The sequence below is a fragment of the Flavobacterium sp. IMCC34518 genome (assembly GCF_027111095.2).
In the GTDB taxonomy this organism is placed as follows: domain Bacteria; phylum Bacteroidota; class Bacteroidia; order Flavobacteriales; family Flavobacteriaceae; genus Flavobacterium; species Flavobacterium praedii.
The window spans coordinates 2,606,940-2,632,606 of record NZ_CP114284.2 but is presented as its reverse complement, the minus strand read 5'-3'; the positions used below and the strand labels follow the sequence as shown (position 1 = coordinate 2,632,606).

The window sequence follows — 25,667 nt, the reverse complement described above, 5'->3', positions numbered from 1 at the left end:
TTCAAATTAAAAACTTATATGACTTATATGTTTAAAAATGTATTTGACAAAATGTTGCTATTTGCAGAATTAAGCACGTAAACACTGGAAATAGTTTCTGAAAATTGTACTTTTGCACAAAAACTATATCGTTTTCGTTATGAACACAAAAATAAAAAGTAATCCGTTGTTAGACCGTTTGCCGAAACATTTAAAACAGTTTATTAAACCACAAGATTATAGCGATTACACTCCCATAAATCAAGCGGTTTGGCGTTATGTGATGCGCAAAAACGTGAATTATCTCTCGAAGGTAGCGCATAGTTCGTATCTGGAAGGTTTGAAAAAAACGGGAATTGAGGTAGATAACATCCCGAGTATGTACGGTATGAACCGCATCCTGAGCGAAATTGGCTGGGCTGCTGTAGCGGTTGATGGTTTTATTCCGCCGAATGCTTTTATGGAATTTCAGGCGTATAATGTTTTGGTCATTGCATCGGATATTCGCCAACTCGAACATATTGAATACACTCCCGCTCCTGACATTATTCACGAAGGTGCTGGTCATGCACCTATTATTGCGAATCCGGAATATGCAGAATATTTAAGACGTTTTGGAGAAATAGGTTGTAAAGCCATTTCTTCGCACAAAGATTACGAAATGTATGAAGCCATTCGCTTGCTTTCTATTTTGAAAGAAGCCGAAGGCACACCACAAGCAGAAATTGAAGCAGCCGAGAAAGCTGTGGAAGACCTGCAAAACAATATGGGCGAATTGTCTGAAATGGCTCAAATTCGGAACCTACATTGGTGGACTGTGGAATATGGTTTAATAGGAACAGTTGAAAATCCTAAAATATACGGCGCCGGATTATTGTCATCCATTGGCGAAAGTGCTTGGTGTATGACGGATAACGTGAAGAAAATCCCTTATGGTTTTTCAGCTGTTAATCAAAGTTTTGATATTACCAAATTGCAACCACAGTTGTATGTAACTCCCGATTTTGCTTATTTGAGTTTAATTTTGGAAGAGTTTGCCAACACTATGGCTTTGCGCACCGGTGGATTGTCTGGGTTAAAAAAACTAATCCATTCGAAAGCATTGGGAACTGTTGAATTGAGTACTGGTTTACAGATTTCGGGTGTATTTACAAATGTTATTGAAGACGAAGGAAAACCAATTTACTTTCAAACTACTGGAAAAACGGCTTTATCATATCGTGAAAAAGAATTGGTAGGTCATGGAACGAGTACACATCCAGAAGGTTTTGGTAGCCCGATAGGAAAGCTACAAGGTATCAATCTGGCAATCGAAGATATGAGTCCAAGAGACCTAAAAGCTTATGGTGTTTATGAAGGTCAAACGGCTACTTTGGAGTTTGAAGGTGATATCAAAGTGGTTGGAGAAATCATTACTGGAAAGAGAAATTTGCATGGCGAAATTATTTTGATTTGTTTCAAAAACTGTACGGTTACACACGGAGATACTGTTTTATTCCAACCAGAATGGGGGAATTACGATATGGCGGTGGGCAAAAAATTGGTTTCGGCTTTTTCAGGTCCTGCCGATGTGAATAGTTTTGATTTGATTTCTCACGTACCTTCGAGCAAAACCATTAAAGCCAAACAAACGGCCGAAAGAGACGATTTGGAAGTATTGTACCAAACCGTAAGAAGCATTCGCGAAACGAATGATACGACAATTTCATTAGAACCCATTTTTACAAAACTGCAAAATAATCATCCAAACGATTGGTTGCTTTCTATTGAAATCATTGAGCTTTTGAATTCGAGAAGCGAAACGAATTTGATGCAAGAGGTGCTTTTGCATTTGGAAAATCTTAAAAAACAACGTCCCGAAATCTACAACTTAATCTCAAATGGATTAGAATTGATTTTTGAAAATGAAACGGCTTAAATAGATTTTAATTTATCATTTTAATACAAACAGGTTTGTTGTTCTACACAACAAACCTGTTTTTTTTATATAAATCTTTTTAAAAACAAATATTAATCTGACAAAAACTGTAATTATATAACAATTAAATTATTTATTATAAGATAGTTAGCTGTTATTTTAAATATTTTTGAAATAATATTAAAAGTAAACGTCATGATAGAAAAAATAAAAGATTTACCCTCCAATATGGTAGGATTTCGTAGTGAAGGTGAAGTCGTAAAAGAAGATTTTGATTTGGTTACAAAAGAAGTAACTGCTTTGGTTGAAAAAACAGGTAAATTGAATTATTTGCTTTTCCTGGATAATTCTCCGGCCGATTTTACTTTTGGCGCTTGGATGGAAGATGCCTTTTTGGGAATGAAAAATATCCTAAAATGGAACCGTGCAGCTATAGTCACGGATTCTAATACAGTAATTCAATTCACAGATATTTTTAGTAAAATAATGCCAGGAACTTTTCGCGGATTTAGCAAAGAAGAATATTTACTAGCTATAGAATGGACATCAGAAAAAATAGATTTAGAAACTTTAAAATAAAATATCATGCATGAAAATTTAATTAATGCCGAGGCAATCAAGAAAATAAAATCACTTGCAGGCGATATAAAAATAGCCATTTTCTGTACACAATTAGCTCAAATCCCTATTCAATCCAGACCTATGGCTGTTCAGGATATTGATGATGAAGGAAATTTATGGTTTATCAGTTCAACGGACAGCGATAAAAATCATGAAATTCAACAAGACAATCAGGTACAGCTTTTTTTCTCTAATATCAGCAGTTCACAATACCTTTCAGTTTATGGACATGCAACTATATTTAGAGACCAACAAAAAATCGATGAATTGTGGAGTCCTATTGCAAAAGCTTGGTTTGAAGAAGGAAAAAAAGACCCAAAAGTATCGGTGATAAAAGTGACACCTGCTGATTCTTATTATTGGGATACCAAAAACAGTAAAATAATTACGTTATTAAAAATAGCGAGTGCAGCTGTTTTTGGAACCGATAGTGATGTGGGGGTCAAAGGAAACTTGAAAGTATAATTCTAATTATAAAAGCAAAAACCGCACAAAAAGGTGCGGTTTTTTTATGTTTGAAAAATAAACGGTTTTAAATTAAAAAGGATAACCAATAGCGATATTGAGCATCAGATTATCTTTTCGCCAAGATCTGTTTCCAAAATCGACTGCATCTATCACCCAATTGCTTCCGTTTACCAAATAAGGTTGTCTAATAGGAAAAGCCAAGTCGGTTCGTAGGATTAAAAAAGAAAAATCAAAACGCAACCCAGCTCCTACTCCGACCGCAATTTCTTTCATAAAATCTTTTGAAAACTGACCACCTGCTTTATTTTTATCTTCATTCAAGAGCCAAATATTTCCCGCATCTACAAACAAAGCGCCTTCAACAATGCTAAACAATTTAGTTCTATATTCTGTATTGAATTCTAATTTTATATCTCCCAATTCATCCTGTAAAAAAATAGCATTTGGATCGATGTTTTTGTAACTACCTGGCCCAATCGATTGAGATCTGAAAGCGCGAATACTATTGGCTCCACCAGTAACAAACTGCTTTGAGGATGGCATCACGGTATTATTTCCATAAGCATAACCAGCGCCTGCGATGAATCTCGAAGCCAATTTACTTTCTTTACCTAATTTTAAGTAATATCTAAAATCTGTTTTTACTTTTACAAATTGACTAAAAGGTACATCAAAAAACTTGATCGTATCGCCTTTTTTGGCATTTGAACCCAGAAGCAAACCGGTTATATTTCCCGCCAAATCCAGTTCTCCATTGAAATAGAAAGTATGTATTTTTCTGTTTTTCAGCGTATTTGTAAAAGTATACGAATAGGTTGGTCCAAAAATAAGCTGCTTTTCGATCACTTTTGACAATGAAGAATTTGTGGCTGCTTCTTCCAAATAAGAAGCCGTTACATTTTTTGGACTCACATAATTAATTTCCAATACTTTCAATTCGTGTTCTGCTTTAGCGCTTTCTTTCCACAAATAACCAAATGAAGTTTTAAAAGAATTCAAAGTATATTGCTCTGACTTACTTTGGCGTTCATAACGGATTAGTACTTTTGTTTTGGGAACAAATTCGCTTGAATTTTGCCATTTGAAAGGTGCAACTAAACGTGGCCACATTAAACTTGCTTCGCCTCCAAAAGTATAAATATCATGTCCCCCATTCTTTCCTGAAATTTGAAAATCAATTCCACCAAATAAAGAAAGTGTGAATAATTCGGCACCACCAAGAAAATTTCTGTTGCTCCAATTAATTTTCGATTCAGAACCCGAATAACCAGCCGAATTGGTACTACCCTTAACTTCAAATCGAAGGAATTTTTTTGGCAATAGGGTCAGGTAATAATAAGCGTTTAAAGCATCTGGAATTGAATCATCTACCTTGAATTCATTTTTAACAAACTTAAAAGTACCGAGACTTACAAAACGATTCAAAGAAAGATTATGATTTTTTCTGTTGTACAAATCGCCTTTTTTAAAATACAACGTGCGATCAAAAACCCTAGGGTTGAAAGTATTGGCCGAATCAATTATGGTAAAGTCTTTGTAATGTAAAATATCATCCTTTTTATAAACAATACTATCTGTTAGAATCGAATAATTTGGATACACAATAATATCATTTATAATATAGGGTTTCCTAGCTTTTGATGGTGTTTCCTCTTTTGTTTTCAGTCTAATATTCACTTCGTGATCTCCTTTGGCACTATCGACTTGAGCCAAAATATAATCAGGGTTAAAAAAATAATATCCTTTTTCTTTTAATCTGGCATCAATACGGTCGCGTTCCTGTTTTATAACTTCCAAATCATAAGGGTTTCCCGGAATTAAAAGACTTCTTTTCTGAGTTCTACTAATTGCTTTTCCCAAAGCAGTGGAATCATCCGGAAAAGAAATGTTTTTAATTTTATATTGTTTTGAAGGTTTAACAATATATTCTGCTGTGGCTCGTTTACCATTCCTCGTTGAATCTGACTGTACTTTGGTTTTAAAATACCCTCTGTTTTCCGTATAGTTTCTTAGTAGGGATGCGTTATATTCTAAATCTACTTGACTGAATAAAACGGGTGGTTCCCCAACTTTGGTACGCAACCAATATCGAAGTCCTTTTTCTTTTTTAGGTTTGCCTGCTAGGTTATAGATATACAATTTGGGCCTTAATCCCAATATTTGTTTGTTTGGTTTGGGGCGCAACAGATTTTCTAATTCTGTTTCTAACGCTTTTCTGGCTTTCCTTTTTAGAATTGAATCTTCTACTTTTACGGAACCGCCAGTATATAGCAGGTCACCTTCGGGCAAAAACTTGGTGTTACTGCATCCCAGAATAAAGAATGAGCATAGCATTAAAAGATATTTTGAATAGTTAGTTTTCATAAGATACCTTTGCATTTTGTTTCTCTTTCTCCAATTTCTTTTTTTCTTTACGAATCTGTTCCTTTTTGGTAATCTCAATTTCTTTGGCACTTCGTTTAAACAATTCTTTGAATTTATTGTATTCCATTGTGATGATAAAGATCACACCTGTTTCTACAATTTCACCTTGAATGGCCACTTGGTATTCATTTTTTCGGTACGCTCTAATCATATACCTGCCGTCTTTACTCAATTTATATTCTAAGGAAGCATCACCTGCAATATTAGAGGCATCTTCATTGGCCCGTTCTTGTCCTTCCACTCCAAAACTGCTTCCTACGGTCACTTTCAATCTGTCATTTAAAAGTTTTTTAGAAACTCCAACATTCAAATCAGTTCTGGTTTCTTTAGCCCCCGAAGTATAATCTTCGGTCGATTCCAAATCAAATTCCAATTGAACTCCTGCAATTAAATCTCCCGCCAAATCATTCATCTGTTGCGATAGAATTTTGCTAGCGCTTTGTCGGGCGAGATATTCGGCACTAGTACTTCCACTTTCGCTAGAAAAAGGGTTTTCACCAACAAATCGATTCAACAATAATAATGCAAATACTTGTTTGTTCAATTCAGACGGATCTTGTCTTAGCTGTTCTAATTTGGTTTGAGAAGCACTTACTATATCCGATGAAACATCATAATTCCCATCAGGCAAAATAATGTCAAAAGTAATTTCTGGTTTTAATAATTCTCCATTCATTTTCAATAAAGTCTGAAATGGAATTTTTTGTTTGTAGGTGTTTCTAACAGCAGGAGTTAATGTTCCAAGTTGATCACTAAGCAAATCCAACGGCGCTGTATTGACTTTATAAATCGCCGTAATATTGACAGTTGCCATTGTTGGTTCTCCATTCCAAATAATATAGCTACCTTTCTGAATGTCAAATTTTCGTCGGATCATATTGAAATTCATTTCATATGAACCTCCACTAAACTCGTATTTACCCGTCAGCGTAGTTTTTCCGGAAGGGTCAATTCCTGCGGTAAGTTCCGCTTCACCTTTCAAGTTCAGATAATCACCATTCCCTTTGTCTATTACCAAAGTGAAATCGGCTTCCTTATCAATAGTAACAGCAACTGACACATCCATTCCTATAAATTTCGATTGATTCAGTTCTTTTTGTAATGCAACCGTTTGTTTTAAATACAGATTATCTTCATCAACAAACTCCACAATTCCTTCCCTGTCCACAATTGAAGGATCCGATTGAGGCATAACAACCGTAAATTTTGTTTCACCATTAATCTCGACATTTCCTTTAACAATAGGATTATCAAGAGTTCCACCAATTTTTAGTTTGGTATCCAAAAATAAATCTCCATAAAACAAATCATTATCAATTGCTTTAGAATGAATTGCTCTAAAATCATCAGCAGTTACGATTAAATCGAAATTAAAATCCCTGAAATTTTGGGTCGTCATTTTCCCGTTTACTGCCAGTTCATTTTTATTTTCATCAAAAATCGAGAAATGATCAAAGTCAATTTCTTCATTTCTCAAAGAAACCTTCTCGTCATTTACAGTGAAATAAGAATTAAGCTTTGTGATTCGGAAACCAGCGTCTTTAAAAACTAACTCTCCGTTTACTTTTGGTTCCGAAGCATTTCCGGTAATTTTAAATTGTCCAGACAAAGAACCTTTTCCATCGGTTATATTTCCAAATGAAAACCCTTGAATACTTTTGATGTTTAATTGGTTAATATCTAAGTTCAAATCGAAATTTTCGTTGTCTATTGTATATTTTCCCAAAAGAGCCAAATCATTTCCTTCGCCAGATAGCGTCATATTTGCCGAAAGTATATTTGACGTTTTGTTATTTATTTTTAAATTGATATCTCCAACAGCCTCACCGCCAAAGACAAACTTATCAATCGTCAATTCGGTAGTGAAAATGAGATTCGTCATGACGTTTTCGACTACGGCAGATCCATTTATCAAACCTTGCATTTCCAATTCATCTTTCTTTATCACATTCAAAATGGTTTCTATTTTGAAATTCACAAAATCAACATGAAGCGGAGCATTGTTTTGATTGCCTTGCGATTGAATTTTCAGTTCATTTCCGGAATGATCCAAATAAAATTTATTGACATAAAGTCTTTTTTCTCCAAATTCAATTGAGTTTTCCCGATTTATATTCCATTTATCATAGTTTAAAACTAAGTTTTCCGCATTCAATTTAATGATGTTTTTGGAATCTTCATGAAGTAATTCACCAGCAATAAAATACAAATCTTTTTTGTCTTTGTCTTTTACCTGCAAAGCATAAGAAAGAATATTATTTTGCGCTTTTCCTGATAAATTTGTAAACGGAATTTTAAATTGTCCGCCTTCAATGGTTGCCACAGAAGCTTGATATTCTAGAGCATTTTCCTTTGTTTCAATATTTATCTTACCGTCGGATATTGTAGTATTGGCATAAATAATTTTAGGAATGGCTCCTTTTATTTCCAAAGTATCACCTACACTATTGTATTTTCCAAAAATATTTATGGGTTCCAAAGCCGATAATTTGGGAATCAATTTGTATAAAACAGGGTCGTTCTGAATCGAAAGATTAAATGTCAATTGTTGTTTTTCTGAATTGGTTTTATACTTCGCAGTTTGAACATTTACATATTTTGAAAGTGAATTTTGTATCGCATCCGAAAGTGTGGTCAATTTGTATTTTCCATCTATTTCGGCATTAACAAATTGCGAACTGATTTTAATATTGTTTTTTTGTTTATCAGCAAAAGCCGTAATTTTAACCTTATCCAAAACAATCGGTTCAGCCTCTTGCAAAATTTGGACATTAGAAGCTACAATTTCTCCGTTCAAATAATCGGGATTACTGTTGGCAATATCTGCGACAACATTTCCTCTAAGTTTCATCGGACCGGCATGCAGATTCATTTTTTCCAAATCGGCGATATCAAGATTCAGATTCAATTTTACTGCCGGATATTTATCTTTGAAACCTCCATTTGCATCCAATTTGAATTTTAGATTTGGATCTTTACTGTCGGTTTTTATATCAAAATTTCCTTTGGCAATCGTACCTTTCAAAGCCATGTTAGAGTACGTATATTTATTGAAATCCGCTTTTTTTACAATGGCTACGAGCTGAGCATTTGCCGTTTTAGGATTCAGTCCTTGCCCTTTAACTTTTGCATTTAACGTAATTTTCCCCAACGAATCATTCTTGATCAGTCGTCCAAGATTAAAATCCATAAAAGCAATCGTGGCATCATATTTTTCACTGTTTTTAATTCTATTATCAAACAATGCATCCACATTGGCTTTGCCATAACTGCTGTTTAATGCCAATTTGGTTTTAAAATTATCGATCGAACCTTTGAATTTTCCGCTACCGCTAAATTGCTCCGGAAGCTGAATCGTCTTGGGAAGTGTTCCTTGAGGTATAAAAGAAATTACATCACGAGAAGACGACGTTATATTTTTTATATCCAAATCAAAAAAAGCTTTTTCATAATTGGGAAGTCCTTTTATTTTTCCTGAGACAGAAACTTTTGTGTTTCCAATTCCCTGCATTTGAAAATAAGGAATATTCAAATCTTTTACTTGACCGTTTATACGAGAATTGATGTACAAAATGGCATTGGGATTCGATTGAAAAGGATTTGTTTTTTGTAATTGTGGAGCGAAAAGTAAAATGTCTTTAAAGCCAATTTTCGACTGACTTAAATTCGCATCAACCGACAAATCTCCTATATTTTTTGAAATACCGTCAATTGATTGATAGTTCACTTTTAATTTGTCTTTCAATTCCGTTTGAGGTGTTCTTATATACAAATCAGTCAGATAAGCTTGCTTTGGTCCATAAAAAAACTGTGTTTGGAGTTGTTGAATTTTCAGTCCGCTTTTCTCGTTTAGGGTTAAAGATTTCACACGCCCCGAAATAGTCTCATTTCTAAAATAAATACCTTCGGCTTTTGCATTCAAACCATTCCAATTAAGGTGACTGTAATCGATTCCATTTGCAATTGCAGGAGATTCCATATCATCAAATTGGAAAGCAATGTTTTGCAAATCGATTGTTTTCAGTTTCATTTTCCAACCATTTGTTGCAATGGCTGTTGTATCTAAATTGGGTGTTTTTAGTTGCTTGTCATTTTTACCAAGAAGCAGATTACCTTTTACATTTTTAACTTCAAAACTGTCAAAATCGAGTATCTGATTTTTTATATCCAAATCATTAACCAAAAGTTTTAAACTCCCCAACGTAAATCCTGAATTCATTTTAGAATCTTTATTGTCATATAAAACCTTGATTTTAGACAAAGTGATTTTTTTTAATTCCAAGTTAAAATCACTTCTCTTGGCAATCGTATCAGCGGTTTTAACAGAGACCTCAGCAATCTTTTCGACCAAATCCTGATTTAAAACTACATTCAAACCCTTTAAATCAATGTATGGAATATTGAAATCCATTTTGTCTAAATCGAACTTTTTGAATTTTGTGCTGAAATTTTCCAGCTTTAGGCGAATGTCATTTTTGGATAAATCGTCTTGAAAACTAAACTTGATGTTTTTTAAATCCACATCAACAACCGATACAACATATGGTTTGCTTTTAGGATCCGCTGGCGCGTTGGAAGCAAATGCTTTGATAATGTAATCGAAATTGAATACTGCATCCTTATTCCTTGAAATATTGGCCATTGCGTTTTCCAGTTCAACCGAGTTTATTTCTATTTTGTGATTGAAAATTTTAAACAAATCAATATCAATAGCCAACCGTTTACCACTCAATAAAGTGTCCTTATGTTGATCTTCAAAATAAAAACCTTCTAGTACTATCGTTTTTGGGAAAGTTATAGCAATATGATCTAGAGAACTTTTGGTTTTTAGCTTTTCATTGAGATAAGTGAGTACCTTATCTTTTGCAAAATTTTGGATAGCTGGAACTTGAATTAAAACAATAATTAAAAGCAAAAAACACACAATTGTAAGAGCGCTCCAAAGTATAATACGCTTTGTTTTTTTTACAAAAGAATTTAGTTTTGGGTTCATATAAAAAATCTTTGTAAATAAATGCGTTTGAATTCTTGCTATTCATACTATTTATCAGGAATTTTTGAATCTACAAATATGCAACAACTACAATTTTATAAGTTATACAATTCCACTAATATGTATTAAAATTATTGGGTGACTCTCCAAAGTATTAGCAATAATTTAGTTGTTTTCACTAAAGTTGAAAACAGTTCTATAGCTTTACTTTTGTAGCAAAGTCCTTTTCATTTTCAATCACTTTACCTTCGTATTGTAGTTTCCATCCCATTGTATTGGTCAAAATTAAAATCTTAGACAATTCACTTATCAAACGATTTTGGGCATTGGATTTCAATGTGGATTTTTCGATTTTTTTTGCCAAATTAACCTTTACTGATTTATTGATTTTATTATAATCATCACCTGTAAAAGGATTCATCTGACTTTGCTCTACATCATAAAATTTGATGTCTGGGCTTATCTTTATTTCTTCTTTTGGAATGCTTAGAATTGTGATGGTTTTATTGGCTTCGTCAATATCGTATTTCATCTGATGCAAATCATAGGAAACGGTAACATCGGCATTGACTATTATTAGTGCTTTTTTCTCAAACGAAAGTATATCCATCATATACTTTTGTTGGTTTTTATACGTCAATACCTCCGAAAAATGACCTTCGGTAACGACCAATTTACCCACATTCACGATTTGTTGCTGAATCAAATTGGTATTGTAATCCAAAGTTGAATCATCCTCTTTCTTGAACTCACAAAATTTGAATGCCAAAATTATGACCACTACTAATATTGCACCAACTATAATTTTCTTTAGCATAATTAAAATTTCATAAATGAATACTGAGCTACTAATTTAGTGATTTTTTCCTTCAATTTCAATTCGAATTTTTTATGACTTTCGGAATTTGGATTAAAAGATCGATGAGAAAGACTTTTTTGAATACTTTCTACAATTTCCATTGTATCATAAGCCGTTTCTGCAATAGTACTTTTCTTGAATTTTTCCCAAATATAATCAATCGCTACTTGACTTGGATGTATCATATCTTCAGCATAAAAACGATAATCCCGAAGTTCGTCCATCATGATTTCGTAGGAAGGGAAAAGCCCCCTAGCCCCCGAAGGGGGAACTACCGCCGATTCTTTTAAAATATCATAAACAGCGGTAATCAAATGTGCTTTACTAACCTGATTTTCAATAAAACCATCTTTGAGGTGACGTACTGGTGAAATGGTAAATATGAAATTGCAATTGGAATTTATACCTCGAATCAAACTGATTGTATGATCGATACTTTCTTGAATGGTCTTTACCGAAAGCAATTCTTTGACGAACTGCTTTTGGGGCACTTTATGGCAATTGGCCATAATAGCATTTTTATCTATATTTCGATACACCCATGAAGTGCCATACGTGATAATAACATGAGTCGCTTCCTGCAATTGTTTCTTGGTTTCCTCCAAAATTTGATTCAGATTTACCAATAATTCCTCTTGATTAGCATGACTTAAATCTGAATGTACTTCAAAACAATGCCAACGCTCGTTATGAAAAAAGATATCTTCTTCAGTAAACAATAAATCATTGATCACTCTATCCATAATTTTTTCAATAGAAACCGGATTAAAAATTATTCCGAATGGATTGGTCGTGCTTTGAAATTTAAAATACTGGAATTTGTCTCCCATATTCTCTGCGAAACAGGAACCTAATGAGACAATTTTGGAATTGTAGTCTATGGGATTAAGATTTTTTGGGATGGGAATTGGAGTGGTGAATTGCATCTTTACTATTTCGTGTAAATTTCGACATTTTTTAGCAATAAAGAAACCAGATACTTGAATATCTGGCTCATACTAAAAATGGAACTAACAATTAATAAGTATATTCAGTTGTATATTCTATTGTTTTTCCATCACTTGTATAGGATGTCATTTTTGTAGGATACCCATTATCACCGTAAATATAATTGCGGATATAAACAAATGAATTTAAAAATGAACTGTCACCACTAATCGTTTTTATAATATTATTATTTCCACAATTAACCTCATCTAACAATAAGTTAAAACCTAAGATATTTTTGAGGGGATCATTTTTATCATCATACTCATAAGACCTGATGTTGCTTTGATCAGTTGTAACAATAAACTCTTCTTTTACAAGATTTCCATCTTTGTAATTTAAAACCCCTTGATGATCTTTTACTTCTATATTTGTTTTAGAATCTACCACATAATACACATATGTAACTTGATTATCCGAATTATGCGTATAAACTGTTTTGTAAATATATTGCCCATTTGGATATTCAGTGGAAAACTCTTTTTTTAGTGTTCTTGTTTTTAGTTTTCTATTTTCATAAGTATACAAAACCTCAGTATTTTTAACCCCATTTCCTTTATCATCTAAATCAAATTTCACCTGCTTAACTATAAAATTTCCATCATAAGTAAAAACAGTTTTTGAATCCTCATCTACCGAAGTTAAAATCTTATTTCCATCATAAGTTATTATCTCTCTGCTATTATCAGATGGAAAATCAGGAAAAGTCATAGTTATTGTTTTAGGTAACACAAAATTATTGTCTGAATCCGAAGATGAATCATCACTTGAACAAGATGAAATTAGCATTAAAGTCAAAGCACTAAAAAGACATAAAAATTTTTTCATTTTTTAATAAATTACGTATTAATCTATCCGCAAATATATAAGAAATCATGACTATCAAGCCAAAATATTTTGAATATATTTTAACAAAAAAAATCCCAAGCGAGTTAATGACCAACTCACCTGGGATATAATTAACAACCTATTTACTAAAAACAAATAGATTACTTATAATGAATAAACTACTTCACAAACTCGACCGCCTTAGCCAAAGCATCAGCAATTCCATCTGCATTTTTCCCTCCAGCGGTGGCGAAGAAAGGTTGTCCTCCTCCTCCACCTTGTATAAATTTCCCTAACTCACGAACGACTTGGCCTGCATTTAGTTTTTTGTCAGCCACTAATTCTTTAGAGATGTAACAAGACAACGTTGGTTTTCCTGCTTCGGCTGTAGCCAAAACCAAGAATAAATTCGTTCCTAAAGTACCCAATTCATAAGCCAAGTCTTTGGCTCCTTCTGGACTCAGATCAACTTTTTTGGCAAGGAATTGAATTCCATTGATTTCTTGTAATTCCTGAGCCAATTCGCCTTTCATATTTTTGGCTTTATCTTTCAATAAAACCTCCAATTGTTTTTTAAGCAAAGAATTTTCATCTTGCAATGTTTGAATCGCTTTTACTGGATCAATTGCATTTTTCAACACATCTTTAATCTCATAAAAAGATTGTAATTGTGATTCGAAAAAGTCTTTGGCAGCATCACTGGTAATCGCTTCAATACGGCGAATTCCAGCTGCAACAGCACCTTCTGAAACAATTTTGAAATGCCAAATATCACTTGTATTCGGAACATGTGTTCCTCCACATAATTCTACTGAATCTCCAAACTTAATCATTCGAACCAAATCACCATACTTCTCTCCAAACAACGCTATAGCTCCTTCTTCAATCGCTTGGTCTTTTGGAATCGCTCTTTTTTCTATCAAAGGCAAGCTTTCGCGAATTCTAGCATTCACAAAATTCTCCACTTCTTTTAATTCTTCATCCGATACTTTAGAGAAATGTGAAAAGTCGAAACGCAAAGAAGCAGAACGCACCATTGATCCTTTTTGTTCAATATGTGTACCCAATACTTTTCGCAATCCTTGGTGCAACAAATGCGTTGCCGTATGATTTGACGAAGTTCTAGCCCTTTGATTTACATCCACAATAGCCGTAAAACTATCGGTTAAATTATTAGGCAACGATCTAGTCAAATGTACAGTTTGATTATTTTCTTTTTTGGTATCTATTACATAAATAATATCACCGTTTTGTGCTTCTAGATATCCTTTATCACCTGTTTGTCCTCCGCTTTCACCATAAAATGGAGTAGAATTGAAAACCAACTGATAAATTTCGCCATCTTTTACACTATCTACTCTACGGTATTTGGTGATTCTTACTGGGTGCTTCAATCGGTCGTACCCTACAAATTCCTGAACATCATCTTCAACCAAAACATTCCAGTCTCCCGCCGTAACTTTTGAAGCCGCACGAGAACGTTCCTTTTGCAATTGCAATTGCTCTTGAAAACCTTTTTCATCCAATTCCAATCCTTTTTCAGACAAAATCAAAGCCGTTAAATCGATAGGAAAACCATAGGTATCATACAATTCAAATGCTTTTTTACCATCGATTACAGTTCCTGAATTCGTGTTAATCACAGCATCCAACAACACCAATCCTTGATCCAATGTTCTCAAGAAAGAACTTTCTTCTTCCCGAATCACATTCGAACACAATGCTTTTTGAGTACGAATTTCAGGAAATGAACCACTCATTTGAGTGCTCAAAGTTTCTACCAATTTGTAAATAAAAGGCTCTTTGGTATCCAAGAAAGTAAAACCATAACGAATAGCACGACGTAAAATTCTACGAATTACATAACCAGCGCCTGTGTTCGATGGCAACTGACCATCGGCAATAGCAAAAGCCACCGCTCGCACGTGATCTGCAATCACACGAATCGCAATATTTATTTTTTCTTCTTCTTCGTCTTTTGCCTTGATTGTATATTTTGCCCCAGTAATCGTTTCGATTTCTCTAATTAACGGTGTAAAAACATCCGTATCATAATTCGACTGAACTCCTTGCAAAACCATACAAAGACGCTCAAATCCCATTCCGGTGTCCACGTGCTGAGCAGGTAATTTCTCAAGAGATCCATCGGCTTTACGATTGAATTCCATAAATACATTGTTCCAAATCTCCACCACGTGCGGATGATCGTTATTCACTAAAGATTTTCCAGAAACCAAAGCTTTTTCTTCAGCAGAACGAATATCAACGTGAATTTCAGAGCAGGGTCCACAAGGTCCTTGATCTCCCATTTCCCAAAAATTATCTTTCTTGTTTCCAAGAATAATTCGGTCTTCATCGATTAATGTTTTCCAAATATCCCAAGCTTCTTGATCAAAAGGCACATTCTCATCTGCATTTCCTTCAAAAACCGAAACATAAAGTATGTCTTTCGGAATTTTATACACTTCTGTCAACAATTCCCAAGCCCAGTGAATCGCTTCTTTCTTAAAATAATCACCAAAAGACCAGTTCCCCAACATCTCAAACATCGTGTGATGGTAGGTATCAATCCCCACTTCCTCCAAGTCATTATGCTTTCCGGAAACACGAAGACATTTTTGCGTATCGGCAATTCTCTTGCTTTTTGGAGTTCCAAGGCCTAAAAAATATTCTTTAAACTGCGCCATTCCTGAGTTATTAAACATCAAGGTGGGATCATCCTTAAGAACAATCGGAGCCGATGGAACAATTAAATGCCCTTTACTTTCAAAAAAATCTAAAAATTGTTTACGTACGTCTTGTGATTTCATTTTTGCTGTATATTCAGTAATTCGTTGAATTAATATTTATTATTTTATCTAAAACCTAATTTATTTATCATCCTTTGGGCGTGACCCCATTAGAAAAAGGAGCCAAACTCAGCAACCGCTCATTCGGCTCCTTTCCCTAATGCTGTCGGGCTATTGCCATTACTTCGGTAATTTGGCGCTATCCCTCACGCGAAGTCGTTATATCAAGAACTTATTTTAAATTAAGGACTAATCTCCAAATAGAAAAAAGAATCAAAAATCTTCAGTCTTTCTAATGTCCTTAAAAACAGCCAACATTTATTTATTATTAAAAAAAGAGCCTAACAACTGAAACATTTATTAAATTTGTTCGACTAATCTTTAAACTAATTTGCAAAAATAGGGTATTTTAAAATATGGCGAAAGTAAAATATTATTACGATTCTGTAAATCTAGCATATCGGAAAATAAAAATCAGAAAAAGACGAAAAGTAGGCTTTGCCATACTGTTTTTATTAGCCTCTGCTATATTCGGATTCTTAACCTTTATCATATTATTGAACACTCCCTATTTTGACACCCCAAAAGACCGTTTGCAGGCTAGGGAAATTGAAAATTTAAAATTGAATTACGCCATTTTAAACAAAAAAATGGATGAGATAGATGATGTAATAGAAGATATTGAGGATAGGGATAACAATTTATATCGAGTATATTTTAACACTGCGGCAATTTCAGAAGAAAAACGAAAAGAAGGATATTCCAATACGCATCGTTATGCAGCCTTACAAGGGTATAACAATTCAAAACTAGTATCCACCACCACTGAAAGAGTTGACGCGTTGAGTAAAGAATTGGCCATACAATCTAAATCATTGGATGAAATTGTAAAATTAGCCAAAGCCAAAGGCAAACTGCTCTCGGCAATCCCAGCGATTCAACCCGTAAAAAATGAGAGTTTAAAACGAATGGCATCCGGATTTGGTTACCGATCTGATCCGTTTACCAAAGCCAGAAAAATGCACGAAGGAATGGATTTTACAGCCAAAACAGGAACACCAATCTATGCTACAGGTGATGGAGTCGTTGCAAGAGCAGACAATACCGCTTCTGGATTTGGAAACCATGTAGTAATCAGACATGGTTATGGATATGAAACATTATATGCCCATTTAAGCAAATACAATTGCAGACCGGGAAAATCGATAAAAAGAGGTGACATTATTGGTTATGTTGGTAGCACAGGACGGTCCGAAGCACCACATTTGCATTACGAAGTACACAAAAACGGAAAAGTAGTGAACCCGCTAAATTTTTATTATGGCAATATTTCAGCAGTAGAATACGTTGCTATTTCAAAAATAGCCAATCAGGAAAATCAGTCTTTGGATTAATTTAGAAAAGTATTCAGTGTTCAGTTAAATAGTAATCAGTACTAGGAGACTATAAAAGTGTTCAGAAAAAAAATAAAAAATATGCATATTGAACTTTCACCAGATAAAAGATACTACAGCATAGGCGAAGTCGCCAAAGCATTTGAAGTAAACGCTTCCTTGATTCGTTTTTGGGACAGTGAATTTGACATTCTGAAACCTAAGAAAAATGCCAAAGGAAATAGAATGTTCACGCCCGAAGATATCAAAAATTTACAGCTTATTTATCATTTGGTTAAAGAAAGAGGATTCACTTTAGAAGGTGCCAAAACCCATTTGAAAGAAGGGCAAAAGAAAACCATGGATAAATTTGAAATTATCAGTAAATTAGAAACCATAAAAATGCAATTAATCAGTATTAAAAACGAGTTATAAGCCCCCTAACCCCCAAATGGGGGAATAAAAAAAACAATAAACACATTAAAACAACAAACAAACTTTAAATTAAACAATCATGAGAAGATTTTTGCCTTGGATTATCGGAATTGGAGTAATAATAGTAATTGCTTTTTGGGTGATGGGATTAAAAAATACAGCGCTACGCCACAGTCAAGCAGTTGGAAAAGAATGGGGTAACGTTGATGCAGCCTATCAAAGGAGAAACGACTTAATTGGCAATTTAGTAAACACTGTAAAAGGTGCTGCCGATTTTGAAAAAAGCACTTTGACAGCAGTAATCGAAGCTAGAGCAAAAGCAACAGCTGTTACCGTTGACCCAACCAATATTTCACCTGAACAATTAAGTGCTTTTAGCAATGCACAAAGTGGCGTATCAAGTTCATTGTCAAGATTATTAGTGTCTGTAGAACGTTATCCAGAATTAAAAGCAAATGCTAATTTCTTGAAATTACAAGACGAATTGGCTAGTACAGAAAACCAAATTTTAACAGCAAGAACCCGTTTTAATGAATCCGTTGAAATATACAACGGCTATATTTTAGCGATGCCACAAAGCTTTTTCTTAGGAAGCTATAAAGAAAAACCTTTCTTCAAATCTGTTGAAGGTGCAGACAAACCTGTTGAAGTAAAATTCTAAAGCCTCCCCACCCCCTCCAAAGGAGGGGCTTAAAGAGGAACTAATAATAAATCTAACACAGATTTCACAAATTCTCACAAATTTTATCTGTGAAATTTTTGACCCGAGCGGTAGCGAACAGGCGAAGCAAATCTGTGTTCAAAAAATAATTCCAATGTCAAAAGTAGAAGATTTTTTAAGCGAAGAAGACGAACAGGAAATTGTCGAGGCTATTCGAATAGCCGAGAAAAACACTTCTGGCGAAATTAGGGTTCATTTAGAAAAAACGACTTCTCTAGATGCGTATGATCGTGCTTTAGAAGTTTTTCAGGATTTAAAAATGGATGAAACCGAATTGCAAAATGGGGTTTTAATCTATCTGGCTGTTGAAGACAAAACCTTTGTGATTTGCGGTGATAAAGGGATCAATGATATTGTTACCAATACTTTTTGGGACAGTACCCGAGATGTTATGGTTGCCCAATTCAAACAAGGAAATTTTAAACAAGGATTAATTGATGGTATTTTGAAAGCTGGAGAAGAGCTCAAAAAACATTTTCCTTGGCAAGAAGGAGACACCAATGAATTATCAAACGAAATATCAAAAGGATAATGAAAAAAAGCCAAAAAGCAGAAGGCAGAAAGCAGAAGGCAGAAAGCACAAATCATTTAACAATATCGGGGTGGAAATTATTTCTTTTTGCTTTTGCATTCTTAAATAGTGGTTTTTTGTTTGCTCAATTTACAATTCCAGAGAAACCTAGTTTTCAAACATCGGTTTATGATTATGCCAATGTTTTGAGTCCAGAAGAAAAAGCGCAACTCGAAGAAAAGTTAATTAAATATTCTGATTCTACTACAACTCAAATTGTAGTCATTACTATTGAAAGTCTGAAAAACGAAGATGTTAGTCTATTAGCTACTAAATGGGGGCAAACATGGGGTATTGGCGGAACAGCAAAAGATGACAATGGGGTTGTTATACTATTAGCCAAAGCAGAAAGAAAGATAGCTATTAATCCTGGCTATGGTCTCGAAGATCGATTGACAGCAGGAATTGGTGGTGAAATAATTAGAAACATCATCATTCCCGAGTTTAAAGCGGGTAGTTACTACAAAGGTCTTGACAAAGGAACGGATGCTATATTTGATGTTTTCAAAGGCAAATACAAAGGTGAACGCAAACAAACTAAAGAAAAAAGCTTTCCAATTTTTCCAATCATTGTCATTATAGTAATCATTTTATTTTTATTTTCAAGGAATAAAGGAGGTGGCAGTGGGAATTCAGGAAACCGTGGAGGAGGAATTGGCCCTAGCCTACTCGATGTCATTATCCTAAGCAGTCTTGGAAGAGGCGGCGGAGGTGGTTTTGGAGGCTCTTCAGGCGGTGGCTTTGGAGGCGGTGGCGGAGGTGGCTTCGGCGGAGGTTTTGGCGGTGGCGGATTCTCTGGCGGAGGCTCAAGCGGTGGCTGGTAGAAAAATCAAATAAACAAAAGAGAGTTCAACATGGACTCTCTTTTGTGTTTTAAAAAAGACAATATTTATTTTGAAAACGGATGCCCTAGCCCAGACAGTAGCGGCATCCTTTCTTGTCCCGATTTTTCCTCGGGACAAGAAAGATACAGCGGATGGCTGGATAAAGCTCCTTATTAAAAAAATTATAACTTTTCTAATCTATGACCGTAATCAGATTGGATTCCTAAAAAATTATATTTTAAAAAATTAAAAAAAAAGCTATATTTGATTCTTTAAAAAGAATATACTTATTTTTTATATTCGTTATAACAAATTATCACGACAATATGCTTTCACATAAGACCAAATATGCCCTTAAAGCGCTTCTTTATTTAGCACAACAAGATGAAAATCACATTTCAAGAACCATTGAAATTGCGGAAGGCGCATCCATTCCAAAAAAGTTTTTGGAACAAATCCTTTTGGATTTAAAAAGAGGACATTTTGTAGGCAGCAAGCAAGGAAAATATGGCGGATATTATCTTTTAAAAGACAAAGAAACGATCACTTTGGCCGATATTCATCGATTATTTGATGGTGCAATAGCGTTACTTCCTTGTGCCTCCTTAAATTTCTACGAGCGTTGTTCCGATTGTGTAAGCGAGTCGGAATGCTCATTACGACACGGGTTAGTGGCTATTCGAGAAGAAACTTTGAAAGCCATGCAAGGCATAACAATTGCCTCATTGGTGAAAAAATAAAAAAATATATTTTAAACTATACTAATTTTATAGAATTAATTATATATTTGCACCGAATTAACGTATGATTAACAATCAAAATTAAGAAAAATGCAAACGAATCACACTCAAAAAAAGAGAGTCAGGAAAACGATTATTTTAAGTTTAGAAAAAAACATCAGTCCAATGATGTGTATGTGTATGTGCTAGTATCATAAAAAAAAATTGATTTTAAATTCTACTAATTACATATAATATACCCAATAATGAGAACTATCTATACCAAAATAATTTTAAGTCTAATACTACTATTCATTTTTTCAACTTCATTTGCACAAAACATCGTAAAAGGAGTACTAACAGATAACCAAAAAAATCCTTTAGAGGCAGTAAATATTGTTATAAAAGGAACTACATACAACACAACTTCTGATTCAAGTGGAAAGTTCACAATTGATACACCACAAAAACCACCTTTTTCTATCCTTATACAATATGTGGGTTACAAAACAAGAGAAATCAAAATCGGTTTAATTTCAGACAATCCCTTAGAATTAACACTAAATACAGAAGATGAAAATGTTTTATCTGAAGTAGTTGTTTCTTCAAGACGCCGAATAGAAAAAGCACAAGAAGTACCAATTGCCGTTTCCGTTGTAACTGGAAAACAAGCAGAACAAGCTGGGGCATTCAACGTTAATCGAATAAAAGAATTAGTTCCTTCGGTTCAATTATACTCATCCAATCCAAGAAATACAGGAATAAACATTCGTAGTCTTGGTTCTCCTTTCGGATTAACCAATGATGGTATTGACCCTGGTGTTGGTTTCTATGTTGACGGTGTTTATTATGCTCGCCCAGCGGCAACAACTTTAGATTTTATTGATGTTGAACGAATTGAAGTTTTACGTGGACCTCAAGGATCCTTATTTGGCAAAAACACAACTTCTGGAGCTTTTAACATAACTTCTCGTAAACCAAGTTTTACTTCAGGAGCTGACTTTGAATTGAGCTACGGAAACTATGCTTACTTACAAGCCAAGGCATCAGTAACTGGGGCTTTGAGTAAAAAAATTGCAGGTCGTATCTCCTTTTCAGGTACACAACGTGATGGTATAATCGATAATATTAGAACAGGAAAACCTACCAATACACTAAACAATCAAGGTATTAGAGGGCAATTGCTATTTACTCCGTCTGAAAACACCAACATTATATTGGCAGGTGATATTACAACACAACATAATGACGGATACGCTCAGGTTGTTGCTGGTGTTGCACCAACGCAAAGAGCTGCTTACCGCCAATTTAATGCTATTATTGCCGATTTGAATTACCAACTTCCAAGTTTGAATGCCTTTGACCGCAAGATTGACCACGATACGCCTTGGCGTTCCAACCAAGATTTAGGTGGAGCATCCCTTACTATCGATACAAACATTGGAGGAGGTACTCTTACCTCAACAACTGCTTGGCGTTTTTGGACTTGGGATCCATCCAATGACAGAGATTTTACAGGATTACAAGTATTGGCGAAATCGCAAAACCCTTCTAGACAAACACAAATAACGCAAGAAGTTCGTTATGCAGGTCAGATCACTTCTAAAATAAGTGGAGTTGCTGGAGTGTTTTTTATTGATCAAACATCAAAAACAAATGGTACAGAAGAATCTGGAAATGCTCAATGGAGATTTTCGCAAAGTAGTACAAGCGCATTATGGAAAACTCCAGGACTTTTTGAAGGATATGGAATACGAACAAATTCAAAAATACATTCGACCAGTGCGGCAGTATTTGGACAATTGGACTGGGCTGTAACAGAACGTTTGCACGTGTTACCAGGTTTACGATACAATTACGATAAGAAAGCAGCTGATTACGACAGAAAAACTTATGGAGGTCTACAAACAACCGATCCTGCATTGATTAAATTACAACAATCTGTATACACGGACCAAGCCTTTACTTCGGATACAGACAAAACTGATTTTTCTGGAAATATAACAGTCTCTTATAAAGTTTCTGACAAAATTAACGGTTATGCAACTTATGCTAAAAGTTACAAACCAGTTGGTGTGAATGTAGCGGGACTTCCAAGTCTTGCAGGAAAACCAATTCTGGAACTTGCCGTAATTAAACCAGAAGATGTGAACCACTATGAATTTGGGGTAAAAACATCACCATTAAGAAACTCAATACTTAACTTAACTTACTTTAATACTGAAATTAAAGATTTTCAAACGAATGTTCAAGCTGCTGAATTGGGTGTGAATCGTGGATATCTTGCCAATGCAGATAAAGTAAGAGTTCAAGGTGTTGAACTAGATGCTAGTTTTGTACTTAATAAACATTTTGCTTTCAACGCGGCAGCAACTTATACTGACGGTAAGTATGTTAAATTTACAAATGCTCCGCTTCCTCTAGAAGAAACAGGAGCTGCAGTTTCCTTCAAAGACGTTTCAGGAACTGATTTGCCAGGTGTTTCAAAATGGGCAGGAAGTTTAGGTGGAGAATATAGTAAAGACGCAAAATTCTTCTCTAACACGGGAAAATTATTCGTAGCCTTAGACGGATATGCTCGCTCTGAATTTTCTTCAAGTCCTTCAGCATCTAAGTATTTAATAGTTGATGGTTATGCTATTTTTAATGGCCGTCTAGGTTTCCGTGCATCAGAGGGTTTATCTATTCACATTTGGGGACGTAACCTTTTGAATAAAGATTATTACGAACAATTATTGCCTGCTGGAGGAAATTCTGGACAATATGCCGCTGTTCTGGGAGACCAAAGAACGTATGGAATTACGCTTCGTTATTCTTTGTAAAATAAAAAATAAGAAGAACCCTCAAAATAAATTTTTGAAGGTTCTTTCTTTTTTACCATATAAAATACTAACGACTAGCATAAGAATAAAGTCAAAAATATTGTTTTCAACAGTAATTCATTTTATAAAAATCGAATATGAAACATATAGACTAAATATAACCAACAATTTATACAGCGTTTATTTACATTTGCAAAAATGAAATAAACCCAATGAAAACCATCAGAATCTTTTGTCTTTTAGCAGTGTGTTTTGTATCTAGAGCCCAAACCAAAAAAAATGTAGATCATCAAATTTTACTATGGACTCGCTATTACAACCAATTAACAATAAACAACAAATGGTCTTTACACACTGAATTTGACAATCGGATTTTTATAAATCCTACCGAAGAAAATCTATATGTAGTACGAGTACAAGGACGTTATAAAATTAACAACAACCTAGAAATTGGTGCTGGATATGCCTATTTTTCTGTCGCTACACAAGTTCCTGAGGCCAGTTATGATTTCAGAATCCCAGAAAACAGAGGACAACAAGATATTACTTGGAAAAAGGAAGTGGGCAACTTTACCATGAATCAACGGTTTCAAATAGAAGAACGATACATTCACAATGCCGATAAAGTTGGGCTACTTCCGGGAACTACTTTTTATTGGAGATTTAGATACCGACTTCAAGGTGAATATTCCTTTTGGAAAAAAGACAGTCAGTATTTAAGAACAATTGTGTATGATGAATTGATGGTTAATGGAGGAAAAAATGTTGTTTATAATACATTTGACCAAAATAGAATTTACAGCGCTTTGCAATATGGCGTTACTAAAAATAGTGCCTTTGAATTGGGGTATTTAAAAAGTTTCCAACAACGTCCGAGCGGTTTTGATTATTTTGACAGAGATATTATTCGGTTTACCTTTTTTCATAAAATAAAAATAAAACATAAAATACAGACTAATTAAAGTTTTATGGAATTCTGTTCCAAAACAAAGTTAATCTACTTGTTTTCTCTATTGTTTTAATGAAAATAGCAACCTCAATTCTACTGATACAAACTATTAAAGAAAAACAAACATGAGTACAGAAAAACTGAATTATACTTTAATTGATTTAATAAAATATTTCCTAAAGCTGGGCACAATAGGCTTTGGAGGCCCAGTAGCTTTGGTTGGCTATATGCATCGCGACTTGGTAGAGAATAAAAAATGGATCAACGATTCCGACTTCAAAGAAGGACTAGCCCTTTCACAATTAGCTCCTGGTCCATTGGCTGCTCAATTGGGAATTTACATTGGCTTTGTACATTTTGGTGTTTTGGGAGCTACACTTTCAGGATTAGCCTTTGTTCTTCCCTCCTTCATAATGGTGGTTTTATTAGGCATTGCTTACCAAGCGTATGGCGGATTACCATGGATGCAAGCTATTTTTTATGGCATCAGTGCTGCGGTAATTGGGATAATTGTATTGAGTTCCTATAAGCTTACCGTTAAATCCATCAGCAAATTTGAAGTTCCTGCGATAAAAAACAATTGGTTACTTTGGATATTTTATATCGCAGCTACCGTCCTTACAGCTGTAACTCAAAAAGAGGAACTGTTGTTGTTTGTTGCTTTAGGTTTTATTTATATGATCGTAAAAGCGCCACCCGAATGGATTAAACGCCCGAAAACTGCTTCTTTATTTTTTCTGACAACTGCTGGATTATCGAGTATTGAACTTGGAAAATTAGGAGACTTAGCTTGGTTTTTCATCAAAGCAGGAGCCTTTGTTTTTGGAAGCGGACTCGCCATCGTTCCCTTTTTGCACGCGGGTGTTGTCAATGAACACGGATGGTTGACCGAACATCAATTTGTTGATGCAGTAGCAGTAGCAATGATTACACCCGGGCCTGTTGTAATTACAGTGGGCTTTATTGGGTATTTAGTCGCGGGAGCAACGGGAGCAACAATTGCCGCTTTGGGCGTTTTTCTGCCTTGCTATTTATTTACAGTAATTCCCGCTCCCTATTTCAAAAAAATATCACAAAACAAAAGCATCAAAGCATTTGTTGACGGAATAACCGCTGGAGTAATTGGCGCTTTGGTGGGGGCTGTAATTGTAATTGCGCTCCGAACTATTGTAGATATTCCAACAGCAATGATTGCTACAGGTACCGTTCTGATTCTCACTTACATCAAAAAAATACAAGAACCTCATATTATTGCTATTGCAGCTCTGTTAGGAGTTTTACTTAAACTGTTTTAATTTTATATGACTATCCGTGACTAGTACCATTTCAAAGAATGCATTATATTATTGAATGTTAGTCATAAACTTTAGCCTTTCTGTTTTTTTGC

Annotated in this window: 19 protein-coding genes; 13 read left to right on the top strand and 6 right to left on the bottom strand. The window is 34.6% G+C overall.

Annotated elements, in window-relative coordinates:
• Nucleotides 1-139: 139 nt before the first annotated feature.
• The 3 genes from OZP06_RS11125 (at nt 140) to OZP06_RS11115 (ending at nt 2,983) form a co-directional block, all read left to right on the top strand.
• Nucleotides 140-1,897, top strand: coding sequence for an aromatic amino acid hydroxylase (locus tag OZP06_RS11125; protein ID WP_269221904.1), 1,758 nt, complete (start codon nt 140-142; stop codon nt 1,895-1,897).
• A gap of 195 nt (nt 1,898-2,092) precedes the next feature.
• Complete coding sequence (locus tag OZP06_RS11120; protein WP_269221903.1) at nt 2,093-2,476, top strand: STAS/SEC14 domain-containing protein; 384 nt, start codon at nt 2,093-2,095, stop codon at nt 2,474-2,476.
• A gap of 6 nt (nt 2,477-2,482) precedes the next feature.
• Nucleotides 2,483-2,983: a pyridoxamine 5'-phosphate oxidase family protein gene (locus OZP06_RS11115; protein WP_281237795.1), complete on the top strand. Its 501-nt coding sequence runs from the start codon at nt 2,483-2,485 to the stop codon at nt 2,981-2,983.
• Nucleotides 2,984-3,055: 72 nt separating this feature from the next.
• Here the strand turns inward: OZP06_RS11115 and OZP06_RS11110 are convergent, their stop codons facing one another.
• The 6 genes from OZP06_RS11110 to alaS form a co-directional block, all read right to left on the bottom strand.
• Nucleotides 3,056-5,350 (bottom strand): BamA/TamA family outer membrane protein, encoded by a 2,295-nt coding sequence (locus tag OZP06_RS11110; protein WP_281323720.1) that lies wholly within the window; start codon nt 5,348-5,350, stop codon nt 3,056-3,058.
• On the bottom strand, nt 5,340-10,403 hold the full coding sequence (locus OZP06_RS11105) for a translocation/assembly module TamB domain-containing protein (protein WP_281323719.1): 5,064 nt from the start codon (nt 10,401-10,403) through the stop codon (nt 5,340-5,342). The genes OZP06_RS11110 and OZP06_RS11105 overlap by 11 nt, the downstream gene beginning before the upstream one ends.
• A 196-nt stretch (nt 10,404-10,599) precedes the next feature.
• Complete coding sequence (locus tag OZP06_RS11100; protein ID WP_281323718.1) at nt 10,600-11,220, bottom strand: DUF4230 domain-containing protein; 621 nt, start codon at nt 11,218-11,220, stop codon at nt 10,600-10,602.
• 2 nt (nt 11,221-11,222) lie between these two features.
• A complete protein-coding gene (locus OZP06_RS11095; RefSeq protein ID WP_281323717.1) occupies nt 11,223-12,188 on the bottom strand; it encodes a GSCFA domain-containing protein in 966 nt (321 codons plus the stop codon).
• Between the two features lie 91 nt (nt 12,189-12,279).
• Nucleotides 12,280-13,077: a hypothetical protein gene (locus OZP06_RS11090; RefSeq protein ID WP_269221900.1), complete on the bottom strand. Its 798-nt coding sequence runs from the start codon at nt 13,075-13,077 to the stop codon at nt 12,280-12,282.
• Nucleotides 13,078-13,256: 179 nt separating this feature from the next.
• On the bottom strand, nt 13,257-15,887 hold the full coding sequence (gene alaS / locus OZP06_RS11085; RefSeq protein WP_269221899.1) for an alanine--tRNA ligase: 2,631 nt from the start codon (nt 15,885-15,887) through the stop codon (nt 13,257-13,259).
• A gap of 395 nt (nt 15,888-16,282) precedes the next feature.
• On the opposite strand from alaS, the gene OZP06_RS11080 reads away from it, so the two are divergent.
• The 10 genes from OZP06_RS11080 (at nt 16,283) to OZP06_RS11035 (ending at nt 25,575) form a co-directional block, all read left to right on the top strand.
• A complete protein-coding gene (locus OZP06_RS11080) occupies nt 16,283-17,260 on the top strand; it encodes a M23 family metallopeptidase (protein WP_269221898.1) in 978 nt (325 codons plus the stop codon).
• Between the two features lie 81 nt (nt 17,261-17,341).
• Complete coding sequence (locus OZP06_RS11075; protein ID WP_269221897.1) at nt 17,342-17,674, top strand: MerR family transcriptional regulator; 333 nt, start codon at nt 17,342-17,344, stop codon at nt 17,672-17,674.
• Between the two features lie 79 nt (nt 17,675-17,753).
• Nucleotides 17,754-18,335: a LemA family protein gene (locus OZP06_RS11070; RefSeq protein WP_269221896.1), complete on the top strand. Its 582-nt coding sequence runs from the start codon at nt 17,754-17,756 to the stop codon at nt 18,333-18,335.
• Between the two features lie 154 nt (nt 18,336-18,489).
• Entirely contained in the window at nt 18,490-18,927 is a 438-nt protein-coding gene (locus tag OZP06_RS11065; protein WP_269221895.1) for a TPM domain-containing protein, read from the top strand.
• Complete coding sequence (locus OZP06_RS11060; RefSeq protein WP_281237803.1) at nt 18,927-19,790, top strand: TPM domain-containing protein; 864 nt, start codon at nt 18,927-18,929, stop codon at nt 19,788-19,790. The genes OZP06_RS11065 and OZP06_RS11060 overlap by 1 nt, the downstream gene beginning before the upstream one ends.
• Nucleotides 19,791-19,820: 30 nt before the next feature.
• The gene (locus OZP06_RS11055; RefSeq protein WP_269221893.1) at nt 19,821-19,967 is read left to right on the top strand and encodes a hypothetical protein; all 147 of its coding nucleotides are present in this window, start codon (nt 19,821-19,823) and stop codon (nt 19,965-19,967) included.
• 149 nt (nt 19,968-20,116) lie between these two features.
• Nucleotides 20,117-20,530 carry an Rrf2 family transcriptional regulator gene (locus OZP06_RS11050; protein ID WP_269221892.1) on the top strand — a complete coding sequence of 138 codons (414 nt, stop codon included), beginning with the start codon at nt 20,117-20,119 and terminating at the stop codon, nt 20,528-20,530.
• Nucleotides 20,531-20,775: 245 nt separating this feature from the next.
• Nucleotides 20,776-23,331, top strand: a complete 2,556-nt coding sequence (locus OZP06_RS11045; protein WP_269221891.1) for a TonB-dependent receptor — start codon at nt 20,776-20,778, stop codon at nt 23,329-23,331.
• A gap of 212 nt (nt 23,332-23,543) precedes the next feature.
• Complete coding sequence (locus OZP06_RS11040) at nt 23,544-24,293, top strand: DUF2490 domain-containing protein (RefSeq protein ID WP_269221890.1); 750 nt, start codon at nt 23,544-23,546, stop codon at nt 24,291-24,293.
• 112 nt (nt 24,294-24,405) lie between these two features.
• A complete protein-coding gene (locus OZP06_RS11035) occupies nt 24,406-25,575 on the top strand; it encodes a chromate transporter (protein ID WP_281323716.1) in 1,170 nt (389 codons plus the stop codon).
• The last annotated feature ends 92 nt before the right edge of the window (nt 25,576-25,667 follow it).